19 protein-coding genes are annotated in these 22,501 nt (G+C 38.7%); 4 read left to right on the top strand and 15 right to left on the bottom strand.

From position 1 onward, the window contains the following. Positions 1–795: 795 nt before the first annotated feature. The 7 genes from pcaD to HX129_RS04740 form a co-directional block, all read right to left on the bottom strand. Positions 796–1,575, bottom strand: a complete 780-nt coding sequence (gene pcaD, locus HX129_RS04770) for a 3-oxoadipate enol-lactonase (protein WP_130075530.1) — start codon at positions 1,573–1,575, stop codon at positions 796–798. Positions 1,576–1,638: 63 nt separating this feature from the next. After that, the gene (pcaF, locus tag HX129_RS04765) at positions 1,639–2,841 is read right to left on the bottom strand and encodes a 3-oxoadipyl-CoA thiolase (protein ID WP_286433742.1); all 1,203 of its coding nucleotides are present in this window, start codon (positions 2,839–2,841) and stop codon (positions 1,639–1,641) included. Positions 2,842–3,010: 169 nt separating this feature from the next. Further along, positions 3,011–3,664: a 3-oxoacid CoA-transferase subunit B gene (locus HX129_RS04760; protein WP_286433743.1), complete on the bottom strand. Its 654-nt coding sequence runs from the start codon at positions 3,662–3,664 to the stop codon at positions 3,011–3,013. Between the two features lie 2 nt (positions 3,665–3,666). After that, a complete protein-coding gene (locus HX129_RS04755) occupies positions 3,667–4,356 on the bottom strand; it encodes a 3-oxoacid CoA-transferase subunit A (protein WP_174492520.1) in 690 nt (229 codons plus the stop codon). Between the two features lie 130 nt (positions 4,357–4,486). After that, positions 4,487–5,407 carry a catechol 1,2-dioxygenase gene (catA, locus tag HX129_RS04750; protein WP_130073353.1) on the bottom strand — a complete coding sequence of 307 codons (921 nt, stop codon included), beginning with the start codon at positions 5,405–5,407 and terminating at the stop codon, positions 4,487–4,489. Positions 5,408–5,522: 115 nt separating this feature from the next. Continuing rightward, entirely contained in the window at positions 5,523–5,813 is a 291-nt protein-coding gene (catC, locus tag HX129_RS04745) for a muconolactone Delta-isomerase (protein ID WP_286433746.1), read from the bottom strand. A 14-nt stretch (positions 5,814–5,827) separates the two neighbouring features. After that, positions 5,828–6,937 carry a muconate/chloromuconate family cycloisomerase gene (locus HX129_RS04740; RefSeq protein ID WP_130073355.1) on the bottom strand — a complete coding sequence of 370 codons (1,110 nt, stop codon included), beginning with the start codon at positions 6,935–6,937 and terminating at the stop codon, positions 5,828–5,830. 118 nt (positions 6,938–7,055) lie between these two features. Between HX129_RS04740 and catM the strand changes: the two genes are divergently transcribed. Beyond that, positions 7,056–7,976, top strand: coding sequence for a cis,cis-muconate-binding transcription regulator CatM (catM, locus tag HX129_RS04735; RefSeq protein ID WP_130073356.1), 921 nt, complete (start codon positions 7,056–7,058; stop codon positions 7,974–7,976). Between the two features lie 128 nt (positions 7,977–8,104). Here the strand turns inward: catM and HX129_RS04730 are convergent, their stop codons facing one another. From HX129_RS04730 to dnaE, 5 genes are all read right to left on the bottom strand, one after another. Continuing rightward, on the bottom strand, positions 8,105–10,111 hold the full coding sequence (locus HX129_RS04730) for an alpha/beta hydrolase (protein WP_286433749.1): 2,007 nt from the start codon (positions 10,109–10,111) through the stop codon (positions 8,105–8,107). Between the two features lie 135 nt (positions 10,112–10,246). Next, the gene (locus tag HX129_RS04725) at positions 10,247–11,176 is read right to left on the bottom strand and encodes an ABUW_2363 family tetratricopeptide repeat lipoprotein (protein WP_130073358.1); all 930 of its coding nucleotides are present in this window, start codon (positions 11,174–11,176) and stop codon (positions 10,247–10,249) included. Positions 11,177–11,381: 205 nt separating this feature from the next. Further along, a complete protein-coding gene (gene cysE / locus HX129_RS04720) occupies positions 11,382–12,182 on the bottom strand; it encodes a serine O-acetyltransferase (RefSeq protein WP_130073359.1) in 801 nt (266 codons plus the stop codon). Further along, positions 12,182–13,018, bottom strand: coding sequence for an RNA methyltransferase (locus HX129_RS04715; RefSeq protein WP_286433751.1), 837 nt, complete (start codon positions 13,016–13,018; stop codon positions 12,182–12,184). The genes cysE and HX129_RS04715 overlap by 1 nt, the downstream gene beginning before the upstream one ends. Positions 13,019–13,052: 34 nt before the next feature. Then, entirely contained in the window at positions 13,053–16,625 is a 3,573-nt protein-coding gene (gene dnaE, locus HX129_RS04710) for a DNA polymerase III subunit alpha (RefSeq protein WP_286433753.1), read from the bottom strand. Positions 16,626–16,801: 176 nt separating this feature from the next. On the opposite strand from dnaE, the gene HX129_RS04705 reads away from it, so the two are divergent. Further along, positions 16,802–17,692: a tetratricopeptide repeat protein gene (locus HX129_RS04705; protein WP_286433755.1), complete on the top strand. Its 891-nt coding sequence runs from the start codon at positions 16,802–16,804 to the stop codon at positions 17,690–17,692. A 75-nt stretch (positions 17,693–17,767) separates the two neighbouring features. On the opposite strand, the gene HX129_RS04700 is transcribed toward HX129_RS04705, so the two are convergent. The 3 genes from HX129_RS04700 to HX129_RS04690 all read right to left on the bottom strand — a co-directional run bounded on the left by HX129_RS04700 (position 17,768) and on the right by HX129_RS04690 (position 21,233). Next, positions 17,768–18,826 (bottom strand): type II asparaginase, encoded by a 1,059-nt coding sequence (locus HX129_RS04700; protein WP_286433757.1) that lies wholly within the window; start codon positions 18,824–18,826, stop codon positions 17,768–17,770. Between the two features lie 338 nt (positions 18,827–19,164). After that, positions 19,165–19,653, bottom strand: coding sequence for a hypothetical protein (locus HX129_RS04695; protein WP_180045758.1), 489 nt, complete (start codon positions 19,651–19,653; stop codon positions 19,165–19,167). Positions 19,654–19,802: 149 nt separating this feature from the next. Then, a complete protein-coding gene (locus tag HX129_RS04690; RefSeq protein ID WP_286433760.1) occupies positions 19,803–21,233 on the bottom strand; it encodes a pyridoxal phosphate-dependent aminotransferase in 1,431 nt (476 codons plus the stop codon). Positions 21,234–21,461: 228 nt separating this feature from the next. On the opposite strand from HX129_RS04690, the gene msrB reads away from it, so the two are divergent. Further along, positions 21,462–21,881, top strand: coding sequence for a peptide-methionine (R)-S-oxide reductase MsrB (msrB, locus tag HX129_RS04685; protein ID WP_130073365.1), 420 nt, complete (start codon positions 21,462–21,464; stop codon positions 21,879–21,881). Continuing rightward, on the top strand, positions 21,878–22,360 hold the full coding sequence (locus HX129_RS04680; RefSeq protein WP_130073366.1) for a glutathione peroxidase: 483 nt from the start codon (positions 21,878–21,880) through the stop codon (positions 22,358–22,360). The genes msrB and HX129_RS04680 overlap by 4 nt, the downstream gene beginning before the upstream one ends. Positions 22,361–22,501: the final 141 nt, after the last annotated feature.

The raw sequence follows: 22,501 nt of genomic DNA, 5'->3' as shown, positions 1-22,501 counted from the left end.
CAGAAGTGAAACCTCTTAGCGCTGATGGTAGTGTGGGATTACCCATGTGAGAGTAAGTCATCGCCAGCTTTTAAATTTAAAACACCCCCAACCATACGGTTGGGGGTGTTTTTTATGGCGGGTGGGAAAGTTTTAGACTGATTAGAATATAATGAATATTAAATAGCCATCAATAACAGAAACAGGTGATAAAATGATGTATAAAAGATTATATATTCTAGTTATATTCAATTTATTCCTTGCAATTCAACATCTATGTGCTGATGTTTATGATGGCCTGAAGCTTATGCTAAAAATTATTTTAATTGAAATATTTTTTAAATCTTCCTAAGTCCTTAAAATAAATTACATATAAAAAAGAAACCCCATCATCCTGATGGGGTTCTTTCATATTAGTGAGTTAGATCTGACTCCTGTCGAATCTCACATTCCTGATGCTCAGACTGTTTATTGTTGTTTTGTGTCTGGGAAACTTCCGGTTCCCTATGTTTATAGAATATGAAATTCATGCTTCTCCGAAAAGATGCAATTTGCACCACTAACTGTAAGCATTTTCTTACATTGTCATATTATAAGTTTTCAATAAAAAAGCAGATCCTATGATCTGCTCTTTGTTTTCTTCTTGGTTTGTTAAATCTTAGAAATGTGCATCTAAGCCTGTATAACCATTGAGTTCAAATTTTAGATTAGGTTTGTCCTGTTTCTCATTTGATATTCATCATAAAGTAGATGCAATATAGAAATATTGCTATTGCACCTTGGGTAAAGACAGAACCAAGACCTTATTATTATCCTTTACAGAGAGATAAAGTTTTTTACCGCCTGAGTAAACTCATTTGGACATTCAATATTTGATATATGTGATGCATTAATTTCAAATAATTCGCTATTTGGGATGCGATCAATCATATATTGACCATCTGTAATTGTGGTTACAGGGTCTTGCTGACCTGCAATCACAAGTATTGGAACTGTAATATTTTTCAATTCTTCACGTAAATCTGCTTTAGCCAAAGCTTCGCAACAACTTGCATAACCTTCTGCGCTGCCAGCTGCTAAGTCGTTACTTAAAGATTGTACAGTTGCGGCTTGGCTTTGGATAAAGCTTTCCGTAAACCATCTTGATGCCGCAGTTGCAGCAATGGTTTGCAGACCTTGTTGGCGTACTAAAGCAGCACGCTCATTCCATGCTTGTTCTTGTCCAATTTTTGCTGCGGTATTACACACAATAATATGATTAAAACGTTCTGGTTTATAAATAGCTAGCCATTGACCTGTTAAACCACCCATTGAAATACCACAGAAATTTGCTTTTTCAACCTGTAAATGGTCAAGTAAATTTACCACATCTTGTCCAAGTTGTTCAATTTGATATGGCCCTTGAGGTGCAGAAGAGGCACCGTGTCCACGGGTATCATAGCAAATAACAAAAAAATCATTTTGTAATGCATCAATTTGCGGTTGCCACATGGTGTATTTTGTACCCAATGAATTGGAAAAAATAATCGCAGGGTTGCTTGCATCACCAAAAGTTTGGTAATTGATTTGGGCATCATTGGATGTAAAAGTTGGCATTTGAATTCCTAAATCTTTATTTTAAGTTCCTCCCTTTTTTAAAGGGAGGTTAGGAGGGATTCCTTAAACTCTTTCAATAATCAAAGCAATGCCTTGACCCACACCGATACACATTGAGCACAGCGCATATTTGCCACCTGTTGCTTCAAGCTGATTTAGTGCTGTGATCACCAAACGTGCACCTGATGCACCAAGTGGATGACCCAAAGCAATCGCACCACCATTTGGATTGACTTTCTCTGAACCATCGGCAAGACCTAGGTCACGCGTCACAGCCAATGCTTGTGCTGCAAAAGCTTCGTTTAGTTCAATCACATCCATTTGCTCAAGGCTTAAACCTGTTTGAGACAATAGTTTTTTGATCGCAGGTGCAGGACCAAAGCCCATAATGCGTGGCTCAACACCAACAGTTGTTGCAGCAATGATTTTGGCACGAGCTGTTAAACCATACATTGCAACGGCATCATCAGAAGCAATCAATAGCGCTGCTGCACCATCGTTAATGCCTGAAGCATTGCCGGCAGTCACTGTACCTTCAGCTTTCACTACAGGTTTTAACTTGCTTAATGCTTCAATCGTGGTTGCACGAGGATGTTCATCTTTTGAAACAACAATGGCATCACCTTTGCGCTGTGGAATGCTCACAGGAATAATTTCTTTGTCGAAGAAACCTTTTGCCTGTGCAGCCGCAGTACGTTGTTGACTGGTCAAAGCAAACTGATCCTGATCGGCACGGCTAATGTTGAATTGCTCAGCCACGTTTTCCGCAGTCTGTGGCATGGTTTCAACACCATACATTTCTTTGAGTTTTGGATTGATAAAACGCCAACCCATGGTGGTGTCTTCAAGCTTTTGTGCACGACCATAAGCAGATTCAGATTTACCCATCACAAATGGTGCACGTGACATACTTTCGACACCACCTGCAAGAATCAAATCTGCTTCACCTGCTTTAATCGCACGTGCTGCCATTGCCACAGCATCCAGTGATGAACCGCATAAACGGTTGATTGTGGTTGCAGGCACTTGATATGGCACACCTGCCAATAGTGCCGACATACGACCGACGTTACGGTTGTCTTCACCTGCTTGGTTGGCACAACCATAAATCACATCATCGACTTTTTCCCAGTTCACAGATGGATTACGTTCAATTAAAGCTTTGATTGGCAATGCCCCTAAGTCATCTGTACGTACAGGTGCAAGTCCACCTGCATAGCGACCGAAAGGTGTACGGATGGCATCAATAATATATGCGTTTTTCATGAGTTTTTTATCCACTTTCTACTTCCCTAAATCCCTTCTGAGAGGAGGGACTTCCGCGAAATAGGTTTTGGTTTAAATCAGTAAATATCTAGTTTTACTTAAAGATGATCGACAATAATTAAGATGTAGTAATGAAAGTTTCCCTCCTTTCAGGAGGGACTAAGGGAGGTTATTCAACCGTCGCATCAATCAATTTTGCACCCGTCATCGACTGCAATTCTTCAAAGGAAAGACCTTCCACTTTTTCAATGACTTTCATGCCTTCAGCAGTGACATCAATAACGCAAAGGTCGGTATAGATACGATCTACACATTTCAAACCAGTGGCAGGATAAGTCAGCTCCGCGACAATTTTCGGTTCGCCTTTTTTAGTCACATGATCGGTGGTGATAAATACTTTTTTCGCACCAACGGCTAAGTCCATGGCACCGCCAACCGCAGGAATCGCATCAGGTGCGCCTGTGTGCCAGTTTGCTAAATCACCATTTTCAGCAATTTGGAAAGCACCGAGTACCGCGATGTCTAAGTGACCACCACGCATCATGGCAAAGGAGTCACCATGATGGAAGAAACACCCCCCCGTCAGCATGGTGACAAATTCTTTACCGGCATTAATTAGTTCAGGATCACGATCTTCTTCAGCAGGTGGTGGACCAAAAGCCAAAAGACCATTTTCAGAATGTAAAAATATATCTTTGTCAGAGGGTAAATAATTGGAAATCTTCGTCGGTAAACCAATGCCTAAGTTGACATATGCACCATCAGGAATGTCTTGTGCCACACGCTCAGCAATTTGATCACGGCTTAATTTTGTATAACTCATGTTTAATTCTCCGTAACCAATGATTGAGCAGGTTTTACTTGTACAACGTGTTGTACAAAAATACCTGGTGTGATGATATGTTCAGGATCTAAAGCACCCAACTCAACAACTTCAGACACTTGTGCAATGGTTACGTCTGCTGCCATTGCCATGATTGGACCAAAGTTACGTGCAGATTTACGATACACGAGGTTACCCCAACGGTCGCCTTGTTGTGCTTTAATGAGGGCAAAATCCGCTTTAATTGGGTTTTCCAAAACGAAATCTTTACCTTCATAGTTTAAGGTCGGTTTGCCTTCAGCAAGCAACGTCCCAAAACCTGTAGGTGTGTAGATTGGACCCAAGCCCATACCCGCAGCTTGGATACGACAAGCAAGATTTCCTTGAGGTACTAGTTCTAACTCGATTTTTCCCGCACGATAAAGCTCATCAAATACCCAAGAGTCAGACTGACGAGGGAAAGAGCAAATGATTTTACGGACAGCACCCGCTTTGAGCAGTTTAGCTAGACCATAGTCACCATTGCCTGCATTGTTATTGATAATGACAAGATCTTTCACACCGAGTTCGATCAAGCCATCGATGAGCTCTGCAGGTTGTCCTGCTGTGCCAAATCCACCAATCATGATGGTTGAACCATCCTTGATTTGGGAAAGTGCTTCTTTCAAAGAAGCTGAACTTTTATCAATCATGTGAATAACCTTGTCTACATTTTCATAAATTGCTATGCATAAATATTTTGAATAAATACTTATGCATAAAAAATTATGGTACAGGGAAATACTGTGAAACTAAGCAAGTCTCACAGTATTCAGGTCAGCATTATGCACTTGCACGGCGACGATCAATTTCAGTTGTTGGTGCAGCTTCTTGATCTTTCACAAGTTCTACATTGAATGTGATGTGTTTGAATGCTTTATCTACACCACGACGTGCAATTTCAGCTTCATCTGTCACATCAACAGCCTCTGCAACAAGACCTTCACGTGTAGCGAATGCAAAGTCATCCCAAAGATATTGGTCACCCTCAATATTGAATTGAGTGGTGAGTTTGCGATAACCCGGTGCAGAAACGAAGTAATGAACATGAGAAGGGCGGTTACCATGACGACCAAGCTTGTTAAGTAATGCTTGAGTGGTGCCTTCAGGTGGGCAGCCATAACCGACAGGCATTGTTGTTTGAGCAACATATTGTCCATTGTTGTCTGATAAAATCGTACGACGTAAGTTAAAGTCAGATTGGGATTTATCAAAGAATGAATAGTTCCCTAAGCTGTTAGCATGCCAAATTTCAACTTTAGCACCTTCGATTACACGGCCTTCAGTATCTGTTACAGTACCTTCGATAAATAAAGTATCAATTTTGTCAGATTCAGAACCATCATCCATACGAGCAAAACCTACAGATTCAGGTGCTCCTGCAACGTATAAAGGACCCTCAATGGTACGGGGTGTACCGCCTGTAATGCCTGCTTTAGCATCAGCTTCATCGGCACGTAAGTCCAAATAATGCTCAAGACCTAAACCAGCAGCAAGTAAACCTAATTCATTTGCTTGACCTGCGTCAGTCAGATATTCAAGACCTTTCCACAATTCAGTTTGTGAAATATCGAGGTCTTCAATAGCTTGAAAAAGATCAGAAACTAAACGTACAACAATTTGTTGAACACGAGCATCAACAGGACCTGTTGCTGTGTCTACGTTCATTTTTTTTACTAATTGATCGATCTCTTGACGGTTCATACGGATTCTCCTTAAGTATGAAAAGGTTGCTGTGGGGCTGTGCTTGCTAAATGGTTTTGGCTTACGTCCTTGCCCCAACAATCCTTGTTTTATTACTGTAAAATGATATTAAAAATCAGGTGTCATCTTCACGAATTGATGAAGGATGACGGTTTAATGCAATAACTTCGATGTCCATGTATGGATACAATGGCAAACCTTGTAAAATGTTGTGTAATTCTTCATTACTCTCAACATCAAAAATACTGATATTTGAGTATTGACCTGTAATACGCCAAATATGACGCCATTTCCCTTGTCGTTGCAAATCTTGAGAATATGCTTTTTCAACGGCTTTAATTTCATTGGCTTTTTCAGATGGCATATCTAAAGGGATATTTACATCCATTTTTACTTGGAAAAGCATGACGACTCCTTCAATTATTGACGACGTAGGTTGTCGATTTTGTCTTCATCTAATTCAATACCTAAGCCCAAACCTGTTGGAATTTTGAGCTCAAAATTTTCATATTGAAGTGGTGTTTTTAAAATTTGTTCAGTCAGTAGTAATGGACCAAATAGCTCAGTTCCATATGCTAAATTGCTAAATGTTGAAAATACGTGTGCAGATGCAATCGTGCCCACAGGACCTTCAAGCATGGTGCCACCATACAGGTCAATGCCAGCAAGATTTGCAATTTTGGCAACTTCGCAACCTTCAATTAAGCCACCAGATTGGGCGACTTTGACTGCAAAAACAGAAGCTGCATTGCGTTTAGCAAGTTCATAAGCACTTTGTGGACCCATTAAAGATTCATCTGCCATAATGGCGATATCAAACTTACGAGTTAAGCGTTCCATTGCATCAATGTTATTAATGGCACAAGGTTGTTCAATTAAGTCTATGCCACCGTCTTGTAGGAGCTGAATGCCTTTAATCGCACTGAGTTCAGACCAAGCACGGTTGACATCAACACGAATTGAAACGTCATTGCCTAAGGCTTTTTTGATGGCTAAAACATGTTCTACATCTTGTTCGACAGGGCGAGAACCAATTTTGAGTTTGAAAACATTATGACGCTTGCTTTCAACCATTTTTTGCGCTTCAGCGATATCTTTTTCGGTATTACCAGATGCTAATACCCACAATACTGAAATGCTGTCACGTAAACGACCACCCAACACTTCACTTAAAGGCAAACCTAAACGTTGTGCTTGAATATCCAATAACGCAGTTTGAATGGCGCATTTTGCAAAACGATTGCCGTTAATATTACGGTTAATGATTTGCATGGTTTGTGCGACATTTAAACCTGCTAAAGTTTTTAATAATGGAGCAAAATAAGTTTCAATATTGGTTTTTACACTTTCAGGGCTTTCTTCGCCATAGCCTAAACCGCCAATTGTGGTTGCCTCTCCCCAACCCACAAAGCCATCATCTGTGCTGACTTTTACCAATACTAGGGTTTGTGTTTGCATTGTTGCAACCGCCATCTTGTGTGGACGGATGGTTGGGATCTCAACAAGCAATGTTTCTATAGATGTATACATTGCAAATATTTCTTAAGTGTTTAACTGTTTATATACCCTAAATTAATGTAATATCTTAAACTAGAGCTAAATTGGTATTTTTAAATACTTAAAAGGTATATAAAGGGAGTTTGATACAATGGAATTACGTCATTTACGTTATTTTGTGACGGTTGTTGAAGAACAAAGTATTACCAAAGCAGCAGAAAAGCTGTGTATTGCTCAACCGCCCCTAAGTCGCCAAATTCAAAAATTAGAAGAAGAACTTGGTATCTTGTTATTTGAACGTGGTTCACGCCCTGTGAAAACCACCGAAGCAGGACAGTTTTTTTACCAACATGCTGTACAGATTCTTACGCATACAGCACAAGCCACCTCAATGGCAAAACGCATTAGTTCAGTCAATAAAGTGGTACGGATTGGCTATGTGAGTTCATTGTTATATGCGTTATTGCCACAAATTATTTATTTATTTCGACAAAAAAATCCTGATACAGAAGTGGAATTGATCGAATGCGGTACCAAAGATCAGATCGAGGCACTTAAACTTGGGAAAATTGATATTGGATTTGGACGTTTAAGAATCAGTGATCCTGCGGTAAAACGTATTTTAATGCGTAGAGAAAAATTATGGGTTGCAGTACATAAAAACCATTTTCTTGCACAACATATTGATAGAGGTGTGTATTTATCTGAGATTAGCAATGAGCTGATTTTTTCTTATCCTGCATCACAAAAACCAAACTTTTCAACTTTAATTCAGTCGATTTTTACTGAGCTTGCCTTAGTGCCTAAAAATATGCAGGAAGTACGTGAAATTCATCTTGCTTTAGGTTTAGTTTCATCTGGTGAAGGTATTTGTTTAATTCCGCAAAGTGCGAGTGAAATCGGGATGCGAAATTTGGTTTATATTCCAATCTTAGACTTAGAGGCTTATAGTCCGATTTCCATGTCAATCCGAAATATGGACCAAAGTGCTTATATTCCAAAGATTTTGGATTGTGTAAAAGAAGTGTTTGAAGCTGAAAATATGACTTTATTAATGGATGTGGATGAGTAGTTTTTGCAGTTTTACACGTGTTTCACAAATGTAAAATGCAAATAAACAGTTATAAGGATTTCTTTTATAACTGAAAATGAGTTGTATATAAATTAATAGCCCACATGTTGTGGGCTATTTGTGTTGCTTTATTCAGGTTTATACAAGCCGAGCTGTACGAGGTGTTGACGTAAAATACGTCTCAGTTCTAATACTGCTTGAGGTGTTTCTTGGATCGAATGTCCACCTTTAATAATTTTTTCAGATGCAGCGCCATCTAAATGTGCACTCTGATAAGGGACAATACCATCTGTCATGAGCTTTTCATCTGTGGTATCGGAGTTATTGCCCATAATGGAATGAAAAATCATACCTTGTTTAGGCATGACATTTTTAGTGAGTTTGGTAAATTTAGAATTATGACTTAAATCACTAGGACCATTTTGAATCAATCCATCGCCAACTTCATTCACAAAATTTTTCATATTTAGATTTTGATCTGTCACAGAGTCGGCTAAAGCACCTAAAAAAGCACCTGGGAGCTTAATAATTTTTCGTGCTGCCAATGTAAACCAACGATCTGCAAAAGCTGTACCTCGATGTGGTGCAGAGAGAAAAATTGCACGATCAAAGTTAGGTACAGGTTTAATGATTAGACGTGCCTTGAAAACATCATCATCTTTAAAACGATCAAATTTACGATTATTCAACATTTTTAACGCAGGTTGAGTTAAATCGGCATCACTGACCAATAAACGTGCGATGATGCCGCCCATACTATGACCAATCAAGACAGCATCCTTCGCCGCTGATGTATCTTGACCAATATAGTCAAAAGTTTGATTAATAATGGCATTAATTTGGTAGCGACTTTCTAAAATTGGCATATTGGTTGAATAAAAAACTTGCCAAACTTGATAATGCTCACGTAGAACCTGATCTCCCATAATATCGTTGGTTAAACGAATCCAAGCCTCAGGACTGCTGGCTAAACCATGTACCAATACAATCACTTTTTTCTTTGGATTGAAGGGTTCTAACATGTATAAATGGGGCATGGTCAAACGTTGATCACGGTCAATCAAAGTTAAATATGCTGCAGCACCCAGATTATTTTCTGCTAACCATAGACCATAAGGTGCAGAGAAGTTTGCAGCGAGTGGATAGTCTTTATCTGCGACTTTAATATTTTCAATTAAATAAGGATCATAAATTTTTAAACTAAAATTAGGATTATGTAAAATATCGTTTACGCTGTTGCCTGATTTTGGCTGTGCGGTAATACTAACCGATAAATAACGAGGATCATGAATATTGGGATTAATGCCATTTTGATAATGGTGATGTAATGGATCGACGATGTATTTATTTTCCTCAGCACGTTCAGAATCATCTAAAACTGCAACAAACTCAGCACCGAAACCATCTCTACGGTTCAGAGAGCGTAAACCTGAAAAGTTTAAGTTATAACTCGAAAGAAGGTTTTGAATCTTTTCGGTATTGAGCTGCGGATAATGACTATAGTCAATGCTATAAACACTTTTGCCAATTTTAATTTCTTTAGGAACAGATTTACCTTCGCTACGTAGACCATAGGTGGTAATCATTTTTGCTAAAGCTTGGTTATAAAAGTCTCGAATTTGAACTTGTCTGTTGTCAAAAATACGATCTTGTGGTTGACGTTTAGTTTCAAATAAATAGGCATAACTATAACGAATACTTTTGTCGAGCATGTCTAATTGTTGGTCTAAACAATTGTTATAGTTGGTTTTATTGATTTTTTGTTTTTCTTCTGATTGATGTTTAGACAGGGTGCTGACCTTACAACTTGAAGAATCATTTAAAGCGATTGCTTTAGCAAGATAAATTTCACTTGCAGTTGATAACAATTGCTCATCTTGAATCTGTGGAATTTTTTCCAAGTCTTGTACACACTGATCAGGTTGGTCTGTGCATTTTTTCGCCTCACTACCTGTCATTGACAGTACATTGAGGCTCGCTTCACTCATTTTATTGCGTGTCAGGATACTGTCACGTTCATTGGCAATGGTGACATTGACTTTTTGGCTTTTCACACTAACAACTTGACAGCCACTTAGCAGTAAAGGCGCCATCGCAGTAAGGACTAGCAGTATATTTTTTTTACTGTGCTGCATAAGTATCCTCGATACACATTACATTTAGCGAAATCATACGATATCGCATAGAAAATTCAATTTTTTTTGCAAAAAAATAGGCTGACTCGGATCAACCTACTTTTATATGATGAAATAGTGAGAAATACTGCGTAATTATTTAGATTGGGCAGGATTTTTCAAAATTTGCCATACGTTGTAACGACCTTCTTTTTCGACTTCTTGTACTAAACGGTCAACCACATCAGCTTCTTCTGGATATTTTGTTTTATAATTTTTTAAGGTTTGAATGGCATTTTTTTTCTGATCCATCCATAAATAATTGTTGGTGGCAGATAAATAAGCTTCTTGTACCTCAGATTTCATTGCATTGTTTAAATATGGCATCGCTTCTTTTTGACCGCCACCTTCAGACAATGAGAAACCGAACCATAAGTTGGCTTCTTGGTCATCTTTGTTAATTTTTAAAATGCGTTGTGCATAGTCTAAAGACTTGGTGGTATAAGATGAACCTAAATCTAAGTTACGTCCCATAACACTGGCTTTAAATGCACGAATAAGAATATCGAACGAGGCATTCGGATTTGCAGCAAGAGTGTCTAATTGGGTTGATACTTCTTTAAGTTTGCTTTCAAAACCACGGCGTTCTTGACGGTCAGTAAATTGTGGTGGATAGTGGCGTGCTTTACCTTCTACCATTTGTAAAAAATCATCAATATTGGTGATGTCTATTTCATCTTGACCTGCAATTACCGCATATTTCATTGCGCGTTGCGTACTGTTGACTGTAGGCACGATCAACTTATTGGTATCTAAAATAATTTTAGCATTTAGATTATTTGGGTCAGGCACTTCCATTTTTTGTACAGGTGCTGCAGCAGCTTTTTGTAATTCAATTTCAAAAACAGGAGGTTGGTTATAATTAAATGGATTAAGTGCGTAAAATGGTGGCGAAATTTCAGGTTCAGTGTAGACGATTGGTTCATTATTGACGACTTGATTTTGAGTTTTGTTTATCGTAGTCGTTGAGCAAGCTGCAAGTAATGAAGCTGAAAAAAGAGCGACTGCTAGAGGCTTAATCGTCATATTTATCTTCCAAAGATTTGTTGTATAAGTCAAAAATTAAGTATATGTAGCAGTCTAAGAAAACTTATTTAAACATGCAACGCTTAAAGCTTAAAGTTTTAAAATTTATACAGAAAGCAAACGTGTTTAACGCAATTATTGTTATTTTTTTGTAGATTCAATAACATGAAGAGGGGAGTGCCTAGATCAACTAGGCACTTTGACGCTATTTACTTTGTGCTTCACACTCACGGCGTACATCTTCAATAATTTTTAGTTCTTCTTCACTAAAAGGCGTTTCTTTGGCTTGTTGTTGATTAAACGTCGGGTCAAGCAATGATAAACGATGACATAAATTATTCATTCGCATTTCATTTTTTTGAATACGTTCAAGTAAAACACGCATACCATCAAGCATCGGATCGGATTGATCTTGTGTTGCTGCATAAGGTTGAAAACCAATACTTTCTGCATAATCACGACGTTGTTTTTCTTGCTCGTTGTGATTTTCTTTATCTTTGAAAATTAAACGTGCAGCACTGCCGACAGCTGTTGCACCTTCAGGAATGGCTTTTGTTACAACGGCATTGGAACCCACTTTAGCATTTTTACCGACAGTGAAGGGACCTAAAATTTTTGCACCTGCACCGACAACAACACCGTCTTCTAAAGTCGGGTGGCGTTTGCCTTTATTCCATGTTGTTCCACCCAAAGTTACGCCATGATACAAAGTGACATCATCACCAATTTCAGCCGTTTCTCCAATCACCACACCCATACCGTGGTCAATGAAAAAGCGTTTACCAATTTTTGCACCAGGATGAATTTCAATGCCTGTGGCAAAACGACTAAAAGAGGACAACATGCGTGCTGAGGTTTTACACTCTTTTTTCCATAGTTCATGGGCAACACGATGCATAATGAGTGCATGAATCCCTGGATAAGTGGTTAAAACTTCAAATGTATTGCGTGCGGCAGGATCACGCGCAAACACAGCTTGGATATCTTCTTTGAGCTGTTTCAGCATTAGTTTTGATCCTCTTTGGGTTTTGAACTTTTCCATGTGCCATTATTCAAGGCTTGAACTCGGCTAAAAATGCCTCGAAGTAAATGATATTCCATTTTATCTAATTGTATACGTCCAAATAAACGGCGCAAGCGTAATGGTAATAATCTTGGATTTTTAGGATCCATAAACTCAATTTCTGCCAACATTTTTTCAAGATGTGGGTAGAATTGTTCCATTTGTTCATGTGTTACAAGTGGTTCATCCCAATGCATATCTTCAGAATCAGTGACATGCATAACAGCTTGATCGTCATGCTGTTTATCTGCAAAAGCTAAAGTTGCCATACGCATTTCATAGCAAATCACTTGAATCGCTTGTGCAACATTGAGGACACCATAGTCACTATTCACAGGAATAGTCACATGATAATTTGCTAAAGCCAATTCTTCGTTGGTGAGCCCTCGATCTTCGCGACCAAAGACAATGGCAATTTCTTGTTGATCATGAATCACGGCTTGCATCGATTTTTCTGCAGCAGGGCGCGCATCAAGCAGTGGCCAAGGAATGGTACGGCTGCGTGCACTGGTACCAAAAACCAAATGGCAGTCTTTGATAGCATCTTCTAAAGTTTCAACAATTTCAATCTGCTCGATCAGATCTGTTGCACCTGCGGCAAGTGCATCAATATCGGGGTGTGGATAGGTCTTTGGTGCAACGAGCACCAATTTAGATAAGCCCATCGTTTTCATTGCACGTAAAGCACTACCAATATTTGCAGGTAAAGTGGTATTAACCATGACAATACGCACATGGCTTAAATGCTGTGAAATAGCAGCATTATCAATAATATCCATGATATTTCCAAAATTTAGCTTGAATGAGAGGATCTTAAGAAAATTGATTGACTTCAGCGTTATACACATCCATTGCATCATCCATGCTCATATTCTCTGGTGGAGGAGCTACTTGGGTGGGTTGTGCAAGTTCACGATGATCTACAGTTTTGGCTGCTTTAGATTTCACTTGATAGTGCACATGAATACTTTCTTTACCAAAATATTCACGTAGCTTAAACAGCAGATCATCTAAAGGCGCAACTTTCCATTGCGCACCCAAATGCAGATCTGCACTGGCATAGTCATAATCAATTTGAATTTGGAATGGGATATGCTGACACATATCAGCATGACAAAATGGGAGAAGAATTTTTTGTAAATCAGATGCTAAGGTTTTACTGATAACTTCAGGATTTAATTGAATCGAGATCGCATTGGCTCGTTTTTGGCGAATTTCATTGAGACTAAATGCTTTGGTTAGACGTCCCATTGGGCGGTCAAAACCTTCACGTTCATAAATTTCACCTTCGATGACCACGACTTTTTCATTTTGTAAAATGTCTTTAAAACGTTGGAAACGTTCGTGATTTGCAGAGACTTCGATCCGTGCTGTGCCATCATCTAAGGTGATCATCATACGGTTCGGGAAATTAGCCACATCCACAACTAATCCTGCAAATACTGTGGTTACACCACGACGCGTAGGTGTCAATTCATTGATGCGTTGTGAAATAAAGGCTTTTAACTCTGGACGATAAACATCAATAGGGTGACCTGTTAAATACAAGCCTAAAGTATCTTTTTCACCTTTTAAACGGACTTCATCTGACCATGGTTTTACAGGTTTTGCAGGTTTACGCTGAACTTCTTCAACTTCACCAAATAAATCCATAATCCCTGTTTCACGGTTAGAACGCGCTTGTTCTGCGGCTTGGACAGCTTCAGGCAGTTGCGCCATGATGGTTGAACGCTCCATGTCTAAACAGTCTAAAGCACCTGCACGAATGAGTGCTTCAAGGGTACGTTTATTGATTTTTTTCAGGTCAATACGATGACAGAAATCGAATAAATCTTTATAAGGACCGTCTTGCTCGCGTGAGTCAATGACCGATTGCATGGCTTGTTCACCCACACCTTTGATGGCACCTAGACCGTAAATTATGGTTTTTTCATCACTGGCATGGAAATGATAGAATGACATATTAATCGAGGGTGGTAATACCTCTAAACCATTAATTCGGCAGTCATCAATTAAAAATACAATATTGTCAGTATTTTGCATTTCTGAAGACATGACGGCAGCCAAGAACTCAGAAGGGTAATGAGCTTTGAGCCATGCCGTTTGATAAGCCACTAAAGCATATGCTGCCGCATGGGATTTGTTAAAACCATAACCTGCGAATTTTTCCATATAGTCGAAAATATGGTTGGCAGTTTTTTCATCAATGTCTTTTTTAGCAGCACCTTCAATAAAGGTCGCACGCTGCTTAACCATTTCTTCAACTTTCTTTTTCCCCATGGCACGGCGTAGTAAATCTGCACCACCAAGGGTATAGCCTGCACAAAATTGTGCAGCTTGCATAACTTGTTCTTGATACACCATGATGCCGTAAGTCGGTTCGAGCACGCTTTCCAGCAAAGGATGTAAATATTCAAACTCACCACCATGCATACGGTGAATAAAGTCAGGAATCAGATCCATTGGACCAGGACGGTACAAAGATACAAAGGCAATAATTTCCTCGAACTTACTTGGGCGTGCTTCTTTCAGCATTTTTTTCATGCCCACGGATTCAAATTGGAAGACCGCCGTGGTGTTGGCTTCTGCAAAAATTAAATAAGCATCTTTATCGTCTAAAGGAATATGTGCAATATCTAAAGGTGTTTCTGACTGAACACGTTTATTGATATTTTGAACAGCATCCTCAATTACGGTTAAATTTCGTAGACCCAAGAAGTCAAATTTAACCAAGCCTGCGGCTTCTACATCATCTTTGTCGAACTGTGCAACACGGTTTGTTCCATCATCATCACATAAAACAGCGGAATAATCGGTAATTTTGGTAGGTGCAATTACCACACCACCTGCATGTTTTCCTGTATTACGCGTAATACCTTCAAGTTTGAGTGCCATTTCCCAAATTTCAGCAGCATCTTCATTGTCTGGATTTGATGGATTGGTGACAATATCTTTGAGTTGTGGTTCAGCTTCGAGTGACTCTTCCAAACTTAAGCCTAAAGGTTTGGTTGGAATCATTTTTGAAATACGGTCCGCCAAACCATAGGATTTACCTAAGACACGCGCCACATCTCGAATTGCACCTTTTGCGGCCATGGTACCGAATGTTGCGATTTGTGAAACAGCATCACGCCCATAGTGACGTGCCACATAGTCAATGACTTTGTCTCGACCTGCGATACAGAAATCGACATCGAAATCGGGCATAGAAACACGTTCAGGGTTTAAGAAACGTTCAAATAGTAGGTCATAACGAAGCGGGTCTAAGTCCGTAATTTTTAAACTATATGCAACCAATGAGCCTGCACCTGAACCACGACCTGGACCAACGGGAACGCCGTTATTTTTTGACCATTGGATAAAGTCCATGACGATGAGGAAGTAACCTGGGAATCCCATCTTATTAATAATGCCAAGCTCATAGGCAAGACGCTCATCATAGGGTTTACGGATTTCAGCCCAGTCTTCATCACGTTTTTCAACGGGATATAAAACCGCAAGACGTTCTTCTAAGCCTTCTTCAGACAAATGCTCAAAGAAGGTATCAATGGTATGACCTTCAGGAATCGGATAATCAGGTAAGTCATGGAAACCTAAACGTAAAGAAACCGTACAACGTTTAGCAATCTCTACGGTATTTTGAATCGCACTTGGAATATCTGAAAAGAGTTCAACCATTTCCGCAGCGGTTTTAAAATACTGCTGTGGACTATAATTTTTTGGACGTTTATCGTCACCTAAAACATAACCGTCAGCAATACACACGCGTGCTTCATGTGCTTCAAAATCTTCAGATTTAATAAAATGTACATCATTGTGTGCAACCACACCGATATTATATTTACACGCTAATTTAACTGCTTCTTGGTTAAATTCTTCTTCTCTTGGACGATCAGTACGGGTGAGTGCAAGATAAACACGATTGCCAAATTTTTCGATCCATTCTTCAAGTAAAGGCTCAGCTTTTTGAGGATTAGAGGAGATGAGCATTTGTCCCACATCGCTGTATAAACCCAGCAGAACAATAATGTCTTGTTGTTGTTCTAAAATCCATTCTTTTTGAATACATGGGATGGACAGTTGTTGCCCCTCAATAAAGCCACGCGACACAATTTCAGTGAGTCCACGCCATCCTTTTTTAGTCATTGCAAGCAATGTAGCTTTATGATGAGCATCGTTGAGACGGATGGTACTGCCGAAAATAGGTTTAATACCTTTGCCTAAACACTTGTTATAAAATTTGACAGCGGCATGTAAATTAGAGAGATCTGTGATTGCAAGAGCAGGCATTTCATCCTTTGCAGCAGCCGAAATCAGATCAGGTATACGTACAATCGATTCTGTAATCGAAAACTCTGTATGAATACCAAGATGAACAAACTGCATAGATGAATCCCTTTTATAACAGCCGATGATTTTACCACGCTTCATTTAGATATGCAGACGAAAGTTGATTGAAGTGATTTTGTTAATGAATAGTTGAATATTTTGCAATCAGGAGAAAATATTCATATCATTGATATTAACAATAATTTGACTCAAACTTTCTGAAAAGGAAACAAATGAAAATTAAAACACTTTTACTCTTGGGTTGTTTAGCATTACCTGTTAGCACAATGGTCAATGCTGAAGAAGTACAATACAGTGCGACTTTAGTGAAAAAAGCTGAGTCAGGAGATGCACAAGCACAATATGAATTAGGGGAAGCCTATTATCAAGGTTATGGCGTTGAAGAAGATTTGCATAAAGCCTTAGAGTGGTATAGAAAATCAGCAGCAAAAGGCAATTTAGAAGCGATTTATTCTATCGGTTATATGTACGATGAAGGCGAAGCTGTCGAAGAAAATAATGTAGAGGCCATGAAATGGTTGCTCAAAGCCGCTGAAAAAGGGCATTTGTTGGCACAGTATCGCTATGGGCAAACCTTAGAAACAGGTGAAGAAGGCGTGAAAGCTGACGCCAAAAAATCGATGCAATGGATCAAAAAAGCGGCTGATGGCGGTTTGGCTGATGCTCAATATCATCTAGGTTATAATTATGAAATGGGTGAGCATGTCACCAAAGATCTGAAAAAAGCAGTCCAATATTACCAACTTGCTGTAGATCAAGGTAATCGTGATGCACAAAATAACCTTGGTGTTTTATATCATGATGGTGAAGGTGTTGCACAAAATTATGCGAAAGCACTTGAACTGTATAGTGCAGCATCTGAGCAAGGCAATGAACTCGCTTCTTCAAATATTGGTCTGTTGTATGAAAATGGCGAAGGCGTGAAAAAAGACTTTAAACGTGCTGCTCAATACTATGAGTTGGCATACGAGCAAGGTGATCATGATGCGCTCGAAAGTCTAGCAAACTTGTATGAAACAGGTGGTTTTGGTTTGAAAAAAGATTTAAGCAAAGCCAAAGAATATCGTGAGGCATCTGAAACATCTGCTGCTGCAGCAGAATAAGCAATTACATACGATCAAGTCAAAATAAGCGCCACATTGGCGCTTATTTTTTATTTGTAATAACAATATGTTGAATTAATATTCCCAAAACATGCGTTGAATTTCTTTGGCATCTTTGGTTTTAGTCAGTGCAAGCGCGGCAAGTAGTTTGGCTTTTTGCGGATTAAAATCGTGAGCAACGACCCAACCGTATTGATCATCAGGTTGCTCAGCATTACGTAATACAAAACCTTGAGGAACACGTGACGAGCGAATAATTTGCACACCTTGTTTTTGTAGATCAGTTAATGTTGGTACAAGGTATTTTGCAACAGAGCCATTTCCTGTTCCTGCATGGATAATTGCTTTTGCACCCGCTTTGGCATATGCCAAATAGGCATCAGGCAGCATATTGCCTGAACCATATACGATTTGGACGAGTGGTAAGGCATCGCCTTGAATATTCTCAATATTAAATTCAGAGCTATTGTTAAAACGCTTAGCGACACTTCTAAACCAATAGGGTTTCGCTTCAACCAATGTGCCTAAAGCACCCCATTGGCTTGCAAAAGCATCGGTGTGAATATTGATGGTCTTGGTCACATCACGTGCTGCAAAAATACTATCATTCATCAGTACAAGTACGCCTTTAGCTTTGGCGCTATCCGCAGCAGCAAGTGCAACTGCACTATAAAGGTTCAAAGGGCCATCGGCAGACAAGGCTGAAGGTGGGCGCATTGAACCGACGACGACGATGGGTTTATCGGTATGGACAGTAAGGCTTAAAAAAAATGCTGTTTCTTCTAAAGTATCTGTACCGTGGGTGATGACTACACCATTTACATCAGGCTTTTTGACTAACTCGTTGACTTTACGGGCAATGGTTAATAGCTCTTTGTCGGTAATGCTTTCTGACGCCACTTGCAGTGCTTGCACGCCTGTGACATTGGCAAGGTTTTGAATTTGTGGGACAGCATTCAGTAAGTCATCGACAGGAACTTTGGCTGCTGTATAGGTTGCACTATTGGTTGAACTTGCACCTGCACCTGCAATGGTACCACCTGTTGCAACAACCACGACATTATTTTTTGCAAAGGTTGAAAAGGGCAATAATAAACCGAGACTTAAAGTCAGAGCAGTCAGTGTTTTTTTCATCTTCTATCCTTATAAAAGTTCTGTACATTCCAAGCATTTTTTGTACCATTTTTAAATTAATATAAAAAATAGGCTTTTGCCCATACTGAATTTAAAATATGTTTTTTTGAATGATCATTCAAATTTATAGTTAAAAAATTGAGTCATGTGAAGGATCCGAGGAACATTTAGCTGGAACTAAAAAAATGACAATTTATAAATGAGTGGAGCTTCGAAATGTAAAACAAATTTTCTCTACTAGGCAGAAAAAAACGATTTTGATTAAAAATTAATAACTTCCTTAAAATTAATCGTATTTAAGGAAGCAATTTTAGAGCAAAGCAGTTAACTTTTTGAGGTTATCGCTTACGTGATGAAGTTTCCTGCTTTTTTAAGATATAAATAAAGCCGAATTCGGGGGTAATGTATAAAGCCAACTGTTCATTAATAAATAAAAAGTGTGTTCTGTCTTCTGAATATTCTTGTGCGCGAAAACTAATCGCAGAATATTGTTTCTTAGGGGTAATCATTTTGAGATATTTAGGGGGAATATAAAACTCAGACTCAGGATGCGTATTCATTTGTTGTTTATTAATCTGATCAATAATTTTTTGACCTTGAATATAAACAATCTTTTGATCCATGCTTGCAGGGAAGTTGGTTTCAGATTTGGGGATAGAAGGGTAAGGTGGATAATCTTCCATTCCGTATTTTGATACTTCAATGGTGTCAGTATCGGGATAACCTACCCATTTTCCATAAGAACCAGAGACATGATTAAAGTCAGCAAATATTAAGGTACTCTGGAACATGATGACTGTGAAGAGGAGTATTTTAATTTTTTTCATAGTTAGTGATTTTTTTAAGTGTTTGGTTTATATGTTTAATTTAGTTTTTAAATAAAATGGATCTAAGCTGATTGTAACGCGTTTTTCTCAATCGTAAAATAGAAGCTAAGTTATTGACTTAACTTCTATTGCATGAATATCTTTGAATCTTAACGCATTTTAGACAAGAAACGACCTAAACGAGTGAGTGCTTCACGTAATTCATTTTCAGCAGGCAAGAATACGACACGGAAATGATCAGGTGTAGGCCAATTAAAACCAGTCCCTTGTACTAACAACACTTTTTCTGCTTTTAAAAGTTCCAACATGAATTTTTCATCATCTTCAATCGGATAAATTTCAGGATCAAGTTTAGGGAAGCAGTACATTGCACCTTCAGGTTTCACACAGCTTACACCTGGAATATCATTCAACATTTCCCATGCAATATTACGTTGTTCATACAAACGACCGCCGGGGCGAATCAAATCATTAATTGATTGATATCCGCCAAGTGCCGTTTGAATCGCATATTGTGCTTGGTGGTTGGCACATAAACGCATAGACGCAAGCATGTCTAAACCTTCAATATAATCCGCTGCACGTGATTTATCACCTGTGATTGCCATCCAACCTGAACGGTAACCCGCGATACGATAAGCTTTTGATAAACCATTGAAAGAAATACAAAGTTGATTGCCTGCTAAAGCAGCAACAGATACATGTTCAATACCGTCATACACAATTTTGTCGTAGATTTCATCTGCAAATAAAATCAAATCATATTTTTTAGCGAGTGCAACAATTTGTTCTAATACATGGCGTGGGTAAACTGAACCAGTTGGATTATTTGGGTTAATAATCACGATCCCTCGAGTATTGGGTGTGATTTTACTTTCCATGTCTGCAATGTCGGGATACCAATAATTTTGATCATCACATTTATAGTGAATTGCAGTACCACCTGAAAGGTTGACCGCAGCAGTCCATAAAGGATAATCCGGCATTGGAATAAGCATTTCATCGCCATCATCCAATAAACCTTGCATTGCCATCACAATGAGTTCAGACACACCATTGCCCACATACACATCTTTGACATGCAGGTCTAAGATGCCTTTTTGTTGGTAATACTGACAAATTGCTTTACGTGCAGGAAAAATTCCTTTTGAGTCGGTATAACCAATTGCATTCGGTAAGTTTAAAGCCACGTCATTAATGATTTCTTGTGGCGCTTCAAAACCAAATGGGGCTGGGTTACCAATATTAAGTTTGATAATTTTATGACCTGCTTCTTCCATCTCGTTGGCTGCGCGTAACACAGGTCCACGAATGTCGTAGCATACATGATCGAGCTTAGACGATTTTTTTATTTCGCGTGGGGTTTGGATACTGTTCGGCATTTTGAGATTCTCGGAAAGAGTGGGGTTCACTTTTGCATAACGATATAAGTAACTTTTAAATGTTTCTGTTGTTACGAGATCAAGATTATGTTTGTCTTTGAGTAAAGCAACAATTTTTTCATGTGTAAATCCATCCTGTTGATATTGCTTAATGACAGGGAGTAGATTTTTAAAAATAACGCTCTTTTTTTGCGACATTTCTTCATCCTGAGCAAGAACACGTCTAAGATTAACACTAAAGTTGCTTACAAAAAAGCATTAATTGAATAAATTTGCTCACCTTATTTTTATATTTGCTTTCTTTTTGCTATTAATGTCGTTGTGAGTCTTTTGTAAATTGTGAATTTAGTACTAGAAATTTTCAGATGAATCACGTAAATATAGGATTATCCTATTTTAAGTGGCATGATGTTAAAGGAAATAATCATGGGAAAACTCAATAAAACAGAAAGAGAATGGCAAAGAGAGTTGTCGCCAGAAGAATTTAAAATAACACGCCAAAAGGGGACTGAGCCGGCATTTACAGGGAAATATTGGAATACTAAGCAGCAAGGTACGTATGTGTGTCGTTGCTGCGGCACGCCTTTATTTTCTTCAGAAACCAAGTATGACAGCGGCAGTGGTTGGCCGAGTTTTTATCGACCGATTATAGCAGCTGCGGTGGAAGAGCATGATGATACAACGCATGGTATGCAACGCACAGAAATCGTTTGTCATCATTGTGATGCGCATTTAGGGCATGTGTTTGAAGATGGTCCGCAACCCACAGGTTTGCGCTATTGTGTCAACTCGGCTTCTTTAGAATTAAAAACAGAAGAAAAAAATGATGAGGAAACCTATCCATGACCAATATTTATCAGTTTGAAGCAGAATTATTAGAAGGAGAAAATAAAGCTTTTTCAGACTATAAAGGGAAAGTTTTATTGATTGTAAATACTGCAAGTAAATGTGGTTTTACACCACAATTTGCAGGCTTAGAAAAATTATATGAAAAATATCATGAGCAAGGTCTTGAAGTTCTAGGTTTTCCGTGTAACCAATTTGGTGGGCAAGATCCGGGTTCAAATGAACAAATTGGAGAATATTGCCAACGTAACTATGGTGTGAAATTTCCAATGTTTGCCAAAGTGGATGTTAAAGGTCCTGAGGCACATGTGATCTTTCGTTATTTGACCAATAACAGCAAAGGTGTATTGGGAAATGGAATTAAGTGGAATTTTACTAAATTTTTAATTAATAAAAACGGTGAAGTGATTAATCGTTACGCACCCACGACGAAACCTGAAGCTTTAGAAGAGGATATTGAAAAAGCATTGGCGGAGTGATAGGTATTACTAGATTCCATTCCTACTGAATAATAACTTTATTTATATGCGAACCCTGCATGTGCAGGGTTTTTTTATATGGTTGGATTAAAATAATCATGAAGGTTTATTGATGAGGTGTAGTAATCGCTGATTTAACGG

It is taken from the genome of Acinetobacter sp. 251-1 (assembly GCF_030329305.1).
Classification (GTDB): Bacteria; Pseudomonadota; Gammaproteobacteria; order Pseudomonadales; family Moraxellaceae; genus Acinetobacter; species Acinetobacter piscicola_A.
The sequence above is the reverse complement of the archived record's forward strand: the minus strand, read 5'-3'. Positions and strand labels throughout refer to the sequence as shown.